Raw genomic sequence first — 14357 nt, 5'->3', positions numbered from 1 at the left:
AATTTTTGTTTAAAACTTACGTTATTCAGTAAAAATCTTTTGCAGTTTCGAGTTTTATTTTTCCTATATTTTTTGATAGCGAGCAGTTTTTTGCATGCACAAAAATTTGATTGGAAAAATCCAAACTTTTACCAAGATTCTGTTCGAGTTACGGATACAATAAAACTTACTAAAAAAGGAATACTTCAAGAGAAATTCCAGATTCTTGATTCTGCTGGAATTCCAATTTCTAAAGATTTATATAGAGTTGATTTTGAGAGAAATGAAATTTATTTTCAATCATCATTGGCTTTGCAAATGGTCAAAATAAATTATTTTGTTAATCCTAAATTAGCAGAATCAGTTTATTATGCAAAAAATCCCAATATAATTGTTGATGAAGAAAAACCAGTTGATATTTTTCATCAAATAGAAGTAAAATCAAATCAAGAAAATAAAGATGTTTTTGGCGGATTAAATAGTAAAGGTTCTATGGTTAGAGGAATTCGTTTCGGAAACAACCAAAGTGCCTCTGTGCAATCTTCATTAGATCTAGAACTTTCAGGGAAATTATCAGACGATATTACAGTGAATGCTGCAATTGCTGATAACAATGTCCCAATAGAATCAGATGGTTATACACAAAATCTTCAGGAGTTTGATAAGGTTTACATCGAATTAGCTAGTAAAAATTCTAAAATTAGAGCTGGTCATATTGATCTTAATACCAATCAAGAACGAGATTATTTTAATCCATTCAATCAAAAAGTTACGGGTTTACAACTTTCCACTCGTTTAGATAAAGAAAAATCTACAACCAATATTTTTGCAACAGGAAGTATAACACGAGGAGAGTTTATGCGTGTAAATTTTATAGGACAAGATGGAAATCAAGGTCCTTACAGGCTTTCTGGTAGAAATAATGAATTATATGTGATTATTATTTCTGGAAGTGAAAGAGTTTATATTGATGGTGTTTTATTGCAAAGAGGAGAACAAAACGATTATGTAATTAATTATAATACGGGAGAGATTTCCTTTACTACAAACCGATTAATCACAGCAAATACTCGAATTAATGTTGAGTATTTATATAACTCTAGAAATTATTCTCAGGTTTTATTATATGGTGGAGCTGAGTATGAATCGGAAAGATTGAAATTATCAGGATTCTTTTATTCTCAAAAAGATTCTAAAAATAATTCGCTTGGAAATGATTTAACGAACGATGAAAAAGAAATTCTTTCTAATGCAGGAAATGACGTAGATAAAATGTATGCTGTTTCTGCTGAGTTAGCAACCTATGATTCGAACAAAATTTTATATAGAAAAGTAAATTTAAATGGTTTGGATATTTTTGAATATTCAACTAATCAGAGCGATGAGCTGTACCAGGTTGTTTTTACTTATGTAGGACCAAATCAAGGAAATTATCGTCAGGCAAATGCAAATCAAAACGGGAAAGTTTTTCAGTATACAGAACCAATTTCTGGAATTTTACAAGGAGATTATGAACCAATAAAGCGTTTAATTTCTCCTAAAAAGTTACAGATTTATACATTAAATGGTCAATATCAATTAAAGAATAATGGGAATGTTGGATTTAATTTTGGATTGAGTAATTATGATCAAAATTTATTTTCATCTATAGACGATCATAATAATTCTGGTTTAGCAACGAGAATTTATGGAGAGAAGAAATTTCAGTTTAAAGAATGGAAAATTACTCCTTTCTTAGAATGGAGTTACATCAATAAAAATTATAAAAGTGCAGAACGTTTACGTTCAGTAGAGTTTGCACGTGATTTTAATTTAGAGAATGAATTAATTGGTGTTGATCAAAATTTTGTAACAGCTAAAATAGCGGCAACTTGGAAAGATAAATTAACAACGCAATATAAATTAGATTATTTAGAGAATTCTAGCCTATACAAAGGTTTCCGAAATGAAATTGAAACAAAATTTATAACAAAGAAAGATGAATTAGTAGCAAAAGCTAATTTACTATCAACAAAATCTACATTGCAGAATACGAACTTTTCTCGTTACATAGTTGATGGAAAAAGAAAAGTTGGAGAGAAGTTTTGGGTTGGAGCACGTGTATGGGGAGAAAGTAATGATATAGATGATTTTACATATGCTAAAAAATCTGATTTAAGTTTTAAATGGAATGAGTTTCAGTTGAAAGGAGGCTTTGCAGATTCTCTGGGACATAAGATAGATTTAACTGTTTATAAAAGACAAGATGACTCTGTTCGTTTAGGGAATTGGCAGAATATTCAACAAAGTACGGGAGCTATTTTAAATTCAACTTTAATTCAGAAACAAACGCATCAATTAAGTTTTAATTTTCATTACAGAAAAGTAAACTATCAATACTTAGATTCTCCAAACGAAGATTTTGTAACTGGAAATGTAAAATGGTACAAAGCATTTTTTAATCAAGGTTTACAGTTAAATGTTGATTATGAAGTAGGGAGTGGAGTAGAGCCTCAACGCGAGTTTCAGTACATAAAAGTTGCAGATGGAATGGGGATATATAAATGGACAGATTATAATGCAGATGGAATAGAACAATTAGATGAATTTGAGGTGGCAGAATTTATAGATCAGGCTAATTATATCCGTGTTTATACCAATACAATAGAATATCTAAAAACGAATAAAAATCTATTTAATTTCACTTTACGATTTCGTCCACAACAAGTTTTTAATTCTGATAATGAATTTTGGAATCGTTGGATGTTTTTACAAAATATTTCTGCATCAAACTCCCTTCGTAAAGATGGGATGGTAATTGAATGGAATCCTTTTACAAAATCATCTAAACTATTAAGTAAAACAAGAAATATACGTTCTTCTATTTTCTATAATCAAGGAACACAATATAAATGGTCTACTAATTTTATATTTAATCAACAGCAATCTCAAACCTATGTATATACAGGAACAGAATACCGCGATTCTGATAGTTTTCTATTGCAAACAAGATATAAAGTTCTACAAGATTTAATTGCTAGTTTCGATACAGAGTTGATGTCAATAAAAAGTGATTCGGAATTATTTGCAACGAGAAGATACAAGTTGAATAATATAAAATTAACGCCAAAAATAACCTATCAAACAGATAAATCTATTATAGCATCTTTGTTTTATAATTATCAGAATAAGAAAAATACAACAGGAAATGAACGCTTAAATCAATCTGATTTAGGAACAGAAATTCAGTGGAATAATTCCGAAAAAATGACCTTGTTAGGAACATTTAGTTATATCAATAATAAATTTATAGGTAATCAGGAATCTGTTGTAGGAAACCAGATGATGGAAGGTTTGCGTGCCGGAAATAACTTTGTTTGGCAATTGCAATTACAACGTCAGATTACAAGTTTTTTACAGCTTAACATTTCTTACGATGGACGAAAAACAGAAACAAATAAACCTATACATACGGGAAGTGTACAAGTACAAGCAAGATTTTAATTAATCTTTCCTTCATAAAAAACAGGAAATCCATCTTTATCAAAACCTATAATCGTTAAATTATAATTCTTAGGATTATCGTTGTTGTAATATTCTATAATTTCTTCATTCTCTTTAGTTGTAGAAAAGTTAGGATTCCAGTATAAAACCTCTCTCATATCACTTGGGACTTTTTTATAAATTTTATCATAATCATCAATAGAAAGAAAATCTGCACTTTTATTGTATCCATTAACTATAAATAAATTTTTAGAATCCGAAGAATCTGGAGAAACATGATTTCCTCTTCTTGTATAAATAGCAACAGCATTGCTTATTAAGCCTGCATTTTTATATACTTTTAGCATGGCAACATCATTTGGATTGATAGCTTTAAATGCTTCAAAGTCAGATTCCATTTCGTTAATATATATTTTCGCTCGTGACATTCTAATATAAACTCCATTTTGATCTGTTGTAACTCCTGCAGCTCTTCCATTTAGCCAATCTGCCATGTCTCGATAAGACTGAACATTGTAATCGTTATTTACAAAATCAAATGTTGTATCAAACATTCCTTTAAATAAAGAACTTGCTAATTCGTCGTTTAATTTTTTTGTTTTGTTCTCTTTCTCAGCTCTAATAATAACTTCTTTTAATCTAATCTTATTAGACTCAATTTTCTTATTGTTTTCAAGTTGTTCTCTATAAGTTGAAGCAATATTTTCATCAACTACTTTTTCTGATAAAATGTAATTAGATTGAGGTAATTCTTTTTTTAAAGGAACAAAGTTGTTTAAAGGGACAAGCGAAATATTTAAAAAAGTTTCTTCTTTTGATTTTTTCTGAGCAGAATTTTCAAAATAGTTGATGGAAAAATCATCCTCTGAAATGATATTTTTTAAATAAAAATTCCCTTGTTCATCAGTTTCAACCATTTCTAATTCTTTGTTAGAATCAGGATAATTAATAAAGAAATTTAAGGTTGAATTGGTTATAGGTTGACCATTTTTTATAGCTCGACCTTTATAAGATAAATAAGGCTCTGGTTTATTCTTAATTAAAGGATGTTGACCAGAACTTAAACTGCTCCAATTAAACTTTTTCCATTTTTCAGAAATTAATAAAGCATCTAAGGCTTTTAGATTCGTTTCCTCAGAAAAATATTGATTAGGATTTTGGATTGATGTTTTTAAATCTTCTGTTAACCAAAGAGCACTTAATAAATTCTCGTTAGTTGGCAGTTGATTAATTAATACAGCATAATTACTACTTGTAGGATTAATAATCTGAATTGAATTATTTGTTCTTTTATTTTGATTGACATCAAAACTAAGTTGAGGTTTTTTCGAAAATTTATTTGGTTGAACAAAAATTAATCGACTCGAAACATACTGATCTTTCTCGTTGAAAATAGAGATTTGTAAAATTCCATTCAATTTTTTATTTAGTGGAATTCCATTAGATAATTGTTCCGTGTTTTGTTTAATCTCTGCTTTATAAACTAATTGATTATTTAGTGTTGCAACTATTTTATAATTTTTTAATGAATTTGAAATGTCAAATGCTTTTAAACGATACTTAACTTCATTCTGGTGTAAAATAACTTCAAGCTTTACCCCATTTTTTTGTGGCTTAGGAAAGTCAATTGCTTGTTTGTTCCCGCTTTCATCTAAAACAACTAGTTCATAATTTTTATTAGATTCAGCTTTAAAATAAAAATCGGCTACGTTTTCATCATAGTTTTCAAATTCAACCAATTTAGTTGTAGGTTTATTTTTATCAATTACATAACCCGACCATTTAGATGGTTTTAAACCATTAGAAAATAATCTTACGGCAAATTTTGTAGTTTGATTTTCTATAAATGTATTTGCTTCTGGAAATAATTCTGCATTCCATTTCACTTTATCATTTAATACAAATTTTCTTGTTGAATTTTTATTGTAAACAGGAATTGGTTTAATGTACTGATAGTCTTCAGAGAAATTTGTCATATAGGTTGTATATGCTCTGATGTAGTAGATATTTTCTTGTAAATCTTCTTTTAATTGAAAACTACTATCGCCTTGTCCATTAATTAATAAAACACGCTTTTTGTCGATTAAATTCTTTTTATCGTCATATAATTCAACAAATAATGTTGTCGAAATATCTGTTAGTTGATAGTTTTTAAAAACAAATGCTTTAAACCAATTATTTTCGCCAGCAATAAATTCATTTTTATCTAATAGGAGGTAAACTTTTTCTTGAGTATAACTATTTTCTAAATTTTTAATCGCATTATCTAATAATGATTGTGCATTTAAATAAGAAAATGAAAGAAATAAAAAAAGTAAGAGCCTTGACCTCATAAAGTAAAGTTATTGATTAGATTACTCTAATATAAAAAAATAAATCAATATAAAATAACAATCCCATTAACATAATATTCGTTAATGGGATTGTATTGATAATATAATGTATAATTTAAATTTATGCTTCTTGTGCTTTAATTAAATTTAATGCAGAACCAGCTTTAAACCATTTAATTTGTTGTTCATTGTAAGTGTGGTTGGCTAAAATTATATCTTTAGAACCATCTGCATGAACCAATTCTATTTTAAGTGGTTTTCCTGGAGTAAACTCAGTTAAATCTAAGAAATTGAATATATCATCTTCTTGTATTTTATCATAATCAGCTTTGTCTGCAAAAGTTAAGGCTAACATTCCTTGTTTTTTAAGATTCGTTTCGTGGATACGAGCAAAAGAACGAACTAATACAGCAACAGAACCTAAATGACGAGGTTGCATGGCAGCATGCTCACGAGAAGAACCTTCACCATAGTTTTCGTCACCAACAATTATAGAAGGAACTCCAGCAGCTTTATAAGCTCTTGCAGTATCTGGAACTGGACCATATTCACCAGTTAACTGATTTTTTACAGAGTTTACTTCCTCGTTAAAAGCATTTACAGCTCCAATTAAAGTATTGTTAGAAATATTATCTAAATGTCCACGGAAACGTAACCAAGGACCAGCCATAGAAATGTGGTCTGTAGTACATTTACCATAGGCTTTAATTAATAATTTAGCTCCAGTAATGTTTTGTCCATTCCAAGGTTTAAAACCTGCTAACAATTGTAAACGCTCTGAACTTGGATTAACAATAACTTCTACATTAGAACCATCTTCTACAGGTGCTTGGTAACCGTTATCTTCATAAGCATAACCGTTTGCTGGTAATTCCTCTCCTTTTGGAGCATCTAACATTACTTCTTCGCCATTTTTATTGATTAATTTATCCGTTAATGGATTAAAATCTAAACGACCAGAGATTGCAATTGCAGCAACCATTTCTGGTGAAGTTACAAAGGCATATGTATTAGGATTTCCATCGGCACGTTTTTTAAAATTACGATTGAATGAATGAACGATTGTATTTTTTTCTTCTTTATCTGCTCCTTCACGATCCCATTGTCCAATACAAGGACCACAAGCGTTTGTAAAAATAACAGCATCTAAATCTTCAAATGTTTTTAAGAAACCATCTCTGTCTGCTGTATATCTTACTTGTTCAGAACCAGGGTTAATTCCGAAAGAAGATTTTGTAACTAATCCTTTGTCTATTGCTTGTTGAGCAATTGAAGCTGCACGAGATAAATCTTCGTAAGATGAATTTGTACAAGAACCAATTAATCCCCATTCAACATCCATTGGCCATCCATTAGCAGCAGCAGTTTCTTTCATTTTAGAAACAGGTGTCATTAAATCTGGCGTAAAAGGACCATTTAAACGAGGCTCTAATTCAGATAAATTAATTTCGATTAATTGATCGTAAAAATTTTCTGGATTAGAATAAACTTCATCATCTGAACGTAAATATGCTCTAAGCTCATTTGCTGCATCAGCAACATCATCTCTGTCAGTAGCTCTTAAATAACGCTCAGAAGCATCATCGTATGCGAAAATAGAAGTAGTTGCTCCAATTTCTGCACCCATGTTACAAATTGTTCCTTTTCCTGTTGCAGATAAAGATTCAGCACCTTCTCCGAAATATTCTACAATTGCACCTGTTCCACCTTTTACAGTTAATAAACCTGCAACTTCTAAAATAACATCTTTTGGAGATGCCCAACCAGAAAGTTCACCTGTTAATTTAATACCAATAAGCTTTGGCATTTTTAATTCCCATGGCATACCAGCCATTACATCTACAGCGTCAGCTCCACCAACACCAATTGCAACCATTCCTAGTCCACCAGCGTTTGGTGTATGTGAATCCGTTCCAATCATCATTCCACCAGGGAATGCGTAATTTTCTAAAACAACTTGATGTATAATTCCTGCACCAGGTTTCCAAAATCCAATTCCATATTTATTTGAAACAGATTCTAAGAAATTAAAAACTTCTGATGATTTGTTTATTGCTTCTTGTAAATCTGTTTTTGCTCCAACTTTTGCTTGAATTAAGTGATCACAGTGAACAGTTGAAGGTACAGCTGTTTTTACTTTACCAGCTTGCATAAATTGTAATAAGGCCATTTGTGCTGTTGCATCTTGCATAGCTACTCTATCAGGAGTAAAATCAACATAAGATTCTCCTCTTGTGTAAGCAGCTGTTGGTTGACCGTCGAATAAGTGCGCGTATAAAATTTTCTCTGAATAGGTTAAAGGACGTCCTACAATAGCTTTAGCAGCATCAACACGTTCTTGCATTTTAGCGTAAACGCCTTTAATCATGTCTATATCAAATGCCATAATAATTAATTTAAATTCAATTTTATTAGTAAAAATCTATACTACAATTTACTACTTTTATCATGCCATTGTGTGAAATTTAGTTTAAAGTTTCCCAATTTAAAACGATTCTATCTAACGTATATTGATTTAATTTTCTAATTAAAAGTTAGAGGTTAAGAATTAAGAAATACTCATCTTATAATCTTTTTTTACATTTTAAATATAAATTAGAAATTCCTCAATAAAAAAGAGCGTATCCATAAGTTGGATACGCTCTTGTATTATATCAATTTTAATTCTTGATTATTTAGTAGAAATAGGAGTGAATTTTGTTAAATTAATTCCTTCTACAGCAGCTTTGTACTCTTCAATATTTGGTATTCTACCTAAGATTGCAGAAAGAACAACTACTGGAGTTGAAGCTAATAAAGACTCACCTTTTTTACCATCTCTATCTTCTACTACACGTCCTTGGAATAAACGAGTAGAAGTAGCCATTACAGTATCTCCTTTTTCAGCTTTTTCTTGGTTACCCATACAAAGGTTACAACCAGGACGCTCTAAGTACATAATGTTTTCATATTCTGTACGAGCAGTGTTTTTAGGTAATAAATCACTAAACTCAAATCCTGAGTATTTTTGTAATAAATCCCAATCACCTTCAGCTTTTAATTCGTCGATGATATTGTAAGTAGGTGCAGCAACAACTAATGGAGCGTTGAATTTAACTTCTCCGTTTTGTTTTTCAACATTTTTCAACATTTGAGAAACAATTTTTAAATCGTCTTTGTGAACCATACAAGATCCTACGAAACCTAAATCAACTTTCTTATCACCTCCGTAGTAAGTAAGATCTCTAATTGTATCGTGTGTATAACGTTTAGAAACATCTGCATTGTTTACGTCTGGATCAGCAATCATTGGCTCTTCAATAATATCAAGGTCAATAACAACTTCTGCGTAATATTTAGCATTATCATCTGGAGTTAAAGCTGGTTTAGCACCAGATCTAATTTCTTCGATACGTTTGTTAGCTTTTTCAATTAATCCGTGAAGAACATTGTTTTTATTCTCCATTCCTTTATCAATCATGATTTGGATACGAGATTTTGCAATTTCTAATGATTGGATTAATGTTTCATCTTGAGAAATACAAATAGAAGCTTTCGCTTTCATCTCAGCAGTCCAGTCAGTAAATGTAAAAGCTTGATCAGCTAATAATGTACCAATATGAACCTCGATAATACGACCTTGGAATACGTTTTCACCTCCAAATTGTTTTAACATCTGAGATTGAGTTGCATGAACAACATCACGGAAATCCATGTGTTCTTTCATACTTCCTTTAAAAGTAACTTTTACAGATTCTGGAATTGGCATAGAAGCTTCTCCAGTAGCTAAAGCTAATGCAACTGTACCAGAATCGGCACCAAAAGCAACACCTTTAGACATACGTGTGTGTGAATCTCCACCAATAATAATTGCCCACTCGTCAATTGTAATATCATTTAAAACTTTGTGAATAACGTCAGTCATTGAATGATATTCTCCTTTAGGATCACGAGCTGTAATTAATCCAAAGTCATTCATAAATTTCATTAACTTAGGAATGTTAGCTTGTGCTTTTTTATCCCATACAGATGCAGTGTGACATCCTGATTGGTATGCACCATCAACAGTAGGAGAAATAACTGTAGCAGCCATTGCTTCTAACTCTTGAGATGTCATTAAACCTGTAGTATCTTGAGAACCTACAATGTTCACTTTAACACGTACATCAGAACCAGCATGTAAAGTTTTACCTGGAGTAGATCCAACAGCATTTCTGTTAAAGATTTTCTCAACAGCTGTTAAACCTTGTCCTTCTTTTGAAATTTCTTTTGATGGAGCAAAAACTACAGGAGCTTCAACTCCTAAAGTTTCAGCAGCAAATGTTTGAATTTTTTTACCAAAAACGATAGCGTAAGAACCACCAGCTTTGATGAATTCCATTTTTTGAGGAGTTAATGATCTTGAAATATCAATTAACTCTTCTTCACCATTGTATAATTTTTGAGTTTTCGTATTAATTGTTAAAACTGTTCCAGTTGCAACAGAATAAATTTCTTCTAAAATAGGATCTCCATTTTCGTTACGAACAACTTCACCGTTTTCATCAACTTGTTTTTTCCAGTTTTTTAAATCGATACCGATACCACCAGTAACATCAACAGTTGTTAAGAAAATTGGAGAAATTCCGTTTGTACCACCAACAATAGGAGCAATGTTTACGAAAGGAATGTAAGGACTTGCTTGTTTTCCTGTCCATAAAGCAACATTGTTAACACCAGACATACGAGAAGAACCAACTCCCATTGTTCCTTTTTCAGCGATTAACATAACGCTTGCATCAGGATGTTGAGCTTGTAATTCTTTAATTTCTGCTTGTGCTTCTGGCGTAATCATACATTTTCCATGTAACTCACGATCAGAACGAGAGTGTGCTTGGTTACCTGGAGATAATAAATCTGTAGAAATATCACCCTCAGCAGCAATGTATGTTACAACTTTAATTTCTTCTGGAGCTTCTGGTAATTTTGTAAAGAATTCTGCTTTAGCATAGCTTTCTAAGATTTCTTTAGCAATTTCGTTACCACTTGTGTAAGCATCTTTTAAACGATCAGTATCTGCTTCGTATAAGAAAACTTGTGTTTTAAGAACTGCAGCAGCTTGTTTTGCAATTTCGATATCATTACCTAAAGCTAAATCTAAAAGAACTTCAATAGAAGGTCCTCCTTTCATGTGAGATAATAATTCAAAAGCATAAATAGGAGTAATTTCAGCTACAGTAGCTTCTCCTAAAATTATTTCTTTTAAAAATTTCGCTTTAACTCCTGCAGCAGCAGTTGTACCAGGTAATGTGTTGTATATAAAAAGTTTTAAAGATTCTGCTCTGTGTGCATTATCTGAATCTTTAATTTGTTCGATGATTTCGCTTAATAATTCTGCACCATCTATTGGCTTAGGATTAAGCCCTTCATTTTTTCTTTCTTCAATTTCTTTGATGTAATCCTCGTAAAGGCTCATAGTTGTAATCTTTTTTATTAGTAAGTTGTTTTAAAAGTGTATAAAACTTTTTTTAGTCAACTTGTATACTTTATATTAATGATTGTTATCTGCATTTTATAACATTCTAAAACTTCAAAACAATACGTATGTTTTATTTCTAGTTTCGAAACTTTTCAAGTACAGATAGAATATTTTATTTGACTGTTCGAAGTGGCGTTATGGTACTTGTTTTCAAAAAGGATCATAGTACCGAGATTTCGTTAAGTCCTTCTTTTGGTTTGATTTTTGTGAAATGCCATAATCGATGAATTTATTTAAATTGTAAGTTTATTCACAAAATTACGTTTATGGTAATGAATTTTCATCAAAGTATGATATATTTTAGTTATTGTTTAATAATTTAGAACAATTATAAAAAAGACCTAAATTCCACTTTCATAAATTATTAAATCTAAAAAATATAAGTTAAAAAATAAGTGTTCTTAAAAATGTCAACTTGATAATTTTTTTAATATTTTTTTACGAAATTGAATTATTAAGTTAAAAATCTGAAAAATCAATAATCAATCATCTAAATAAGTATTAATCATTTAATGATTTCTCAAAAATGATTAAAATAATTTATATTTGTATAAATATTCATTAAAATTAATATTTTTGAATATTTAGTGAAATATTATACATTAATTTATTAAATTTGCGCCTTAATTTATGATTCATAAATATGAAACTTTGGGATAAAGGTTTTACCATTAATGATAAAATCGAGAAATTTACAATTGGTAAGGATAGAGAATTAGATGTCTATCTTGCAAAGCATGATGCATTGGCTTCTAAGGCTCAGGCAAATATGTTAGCGAAAACAGGGTTAATTACCAATGAAGAGAATGACGCTTTACAGCAAGCATTAGATGAAATTTTATTATTAATAGCAGATAATAATTTTAATGTTGATGAAGGCTTTGAAGATGTACATTCTAAAATTGAAGCTTATTTAATAGAAAAGACTGGAGATGCAGGAAAGAAAATTCATGTAGCTCGTTCTCGGAACGATCAAGTTTTGGTTGCGATTCAACTTTTTGAAAAAGAATATTTAAAACAAGTTACCCAAAAAATTATCAACCTAATTGAAATATTTCTTCAGAAAGCAGAAGAATTTAAAAATCATTTGTTGCCAGGTTACACACATTTTCAGGCAGCAATGCCAAGTAGTTTTGGTATGTGGTTTTCGGCTTATGCAGAAAGTTTACTTAATGATTTGTATTTTTTTGAAGCTGCATATAAAATTTCAGATCAAAATCCTTTAGGTTCTGGTGCAGGTTTTGGAACAAGTTTTCCAATCGACCGTTTACAAACTACACAAGAGTTAGGTTTTTCAGAAGTTTTAGTTTCTTCTGTAGGTGCTCAAATATTAAGAGGTAAAACAGAGAAATCTGTTGCGACAGCTTTGGCAATGATTGCAGGAACATTATCTAAAATGTCTTATGATTTGGTTTTATATAATTCTCAAGATTTAGGTTTTGTTAAATTACCAAACGAAATGACAACTGGTTCTTCTATTATGCCACATAAGAAAAATCCAGATGTTTTTGAATTAACTAGAGCGCATTGTAATCGTATACAAGCAGTACCAACAGATATTATTATTACAATAAATAATCTACCTAGTGGTTACCATCGTGATTATCAAATCTTGAAAGAAATTTTATTTGAACCGATGATGCAGTTTGATAATATTATTGATATTTTGACATTTGCAATTCCGCAACTTCAAATAAAGAATGATTATATGAATCAAGATAAATATGATCCTATTTATACTGTAGAGAATATTAATGAAGCAATTAAAAATGGAACGCCATTTAGAGATGCTTATAGAGAAGTAGGATTATCTGTAGAAAATGGTACCTATATTCCACATAAAGAATTCCAGACTTCGCACATAGGAAGTGTTCATAATTTACGATTAGATTTAATTTTTAATAAGATTGAAAAATTTAAATTAGAAAATAGTGTTGCAAAATAATAATGCAATATAAAATACAATAAAAAGAGCCTCATTTTTGAGGTTTTTTTATGTATTTATATTTCATAATTTCGGAATTTATTTAAGTTAAGTGATTGTATTAATGTATTTTGTAAAATAAAAACAGTTTTACAAAATAGTTACAACTATTTTTTGATTATCAGTGCTAAAATCACCTTAGATTTGACTTGTTAAATAATAACAATTAATCAATAAAATTTAAAAAGATGAAAAAATTTTTCGCAGTAGTTGCAGTAGCAGCTTTATCATTAGGAGCAGTATCTTGTGGAGAGAAAACTGAAGAAGCACCAGTAGAAGAAGCACCAGTAGTTGATTCTGCAACAGCAGTAGTTGATTCTGCAGCAGTAGCTCCAGTTGATTCTGCAGCAGTAACTCCAGTTGATTCTGCAGCAGTAGCTCCAGCAACAACAGAAGCAGCTCCAGCTCACTAATCAAAGCGAAGCTTAATATAAAGAAGGTTGTCCAAGTGGGCAACCTTTTTTATTTTTACAAAATGAAGTTTATATTATTCTTTATTTTTTCAGTAACTCTCTTCGCTCAAGATACCTTATCAATTTCATTAGATGAGGTGCAAATAACTTCATATTCAAATTATGAAACGTTTCGTCCTAAATTTAATAAGATAGAACGATTAACAGATCATACAAACGGAGGAATGATGTTACTGTCTAATTTGCATTTACCAAAAAAGAAAGAAATAGAAATTGTTGCAATAGAATTTTTGTTTGAGTCTAAAGGGAAAAATAAAAACTTCTGTAATGAAATATATTATTTTAAACCAGTTATATCAAAAAAAGGAAATGAGAGTCAAAACCTTTTAAATGATAAATGGTTTCTTGTAGATAAAAACTATAATGGGAAATATGTTTTCCCTGTAAATTTCACAATAGAATCGTCTGATAAAAACAATTATTTAATAGGAATTGAATCTAGTTATGATAATTTATTTTGTGCTGAAGCAAATGGATACTTTGATTTAATTAAAACAAAAAAGAAATCAGATGTATTTATTCAATTCAAGAATCAAAAAAACTCTATTTTGGCAAAACAAGAATTATTTGGAAATTATTCTCTTAACTATATTTTATATTATAAATAA

General features: G+C 30.1%; 7 protein-coding genes. 4 read left to right on the top strand and 3 right to left on the bottom strand.

Annotation, left to right across the window (positions count from 1 at the left end; translation table 11 throughout):
• Nucleotides 1-90 precede the first annotated feature (90 nt).
• On the top strand, nucleotides 91-3462 hold the full coding sequence (locus tag BUA86_RS01145) for a hypothetical protein (protein ID WP_229731812.1): 3372 nt from the start codon (nucleotides 91-93) through the stop codon (nucleotides 3460-3462).
• Here BUA86_RS01145 and BUA86_RS01140 read toward each other — a convergent pair.
• The 3 genes from BUA86_RS01140 to BUA86_RS01130 form a co-directional block, all read right to left on the bottom strand.
• Nucleotides 3459-5795 (bottom strand): transthyretin-like family protein, encoded by a 2337-nt coding sequence (locus BUA86_RS01140; protein ID WP_072929069.1) that lies wholly within the window; start codon nucleotides 5793-5795, stop codon nucleotides 3459-3461. The two genes, BUA86_RS01145 and BUA86_RS01140, sit on opposite strands and share 4 nt — an antisense overlap.
• A gap of 121 nt (nucleotides 5796-5916) precedes the next feature.
• The gene (locus BUA86_RS01135) at nucleotides 5917-8181 is read right to left on the bottom strand and encodes an aconitate hydratase (RefSeq protein WP_072929067.1); all 2265 of its coding nucleotides are present in this window, start codon (nucleotides 8179-8181) and stop codon (nucleotides 5917-5919) included.
• A 285-nt stretch (nucleotides 8182-8466) separates the two neighbouring features.
• The gene (locus BUA86_RS01130; RefSeq protein ID WP_072929065.1) at nucleotides 8467-11229 is read right to left on the bottom strand and encodes a bifunctional aconitate hydratase 2/2-methylisocitrate dehydratase; all 2763 of its coding nucleotides are present in this window, start codon (nucleotides 11227-11229) and stop codon (nucleotides 8467-8469) included.
• A 706-nt stretch (nucleotides 11230-11935) separates the two neighbouring features.
• On the opposite strand from BUA86_RS01130, the gene argH reads away from it, so the two are divergent.
• The 3 genes from argH (at nucleotide 11936) to BUA86_RS01115 (ending at nucleotide 14357) form a co-directional block, all read left to right on the top strand.
• Nucleotides 11936-13237 (top strand): argininosuccinate lyase, encoded by a 1302-nt coding sequence (gene argH, locus BUA86_RS01125; protein ID WP_072929063.1) that lies wholly within the window; start codon nucleotides 11936-11938, stop codon nucleotides 13235-13237.
• Nucleotides 13238-13464: 227 nt separating this feature from the next.
• Complete coding sequence (locus BUA86_RS01120) at nucleotides 13465-13689, top strand: hypothetical protein (RefSeq protein ID WP_072929061.1); 225 nt, start codon at nucleotides 13465-13467, stop codon at nucleotides 13687-13689.
• Nucleotides 13690-13751: 62 nt separating this feature from the next.
• Nucleotides 13752-14357, top strand: a complete 606-nt coding sequence (locus BUA86_RS01115) for a hypothetical protein (protein WP_072929059.1) — start codon at nucleotides 13752-13754, stop codon at nucleotides 14355-14357.

Source organism: Chishuiella changwenlii (genome assembly GCF_900142565.1).
Classification (GTDB): Bacteria; Bacteroidota; Bacteroidia; order Flavobacteriales; family Weeksellaceae; genus Empedobacter; species Empedobacter changwenlii.
The sequence above is the reverse complement of the archived record's forward strand: the minus strand, read 5'-3'. Positions and strand labels throughout refer to the sequence as shown.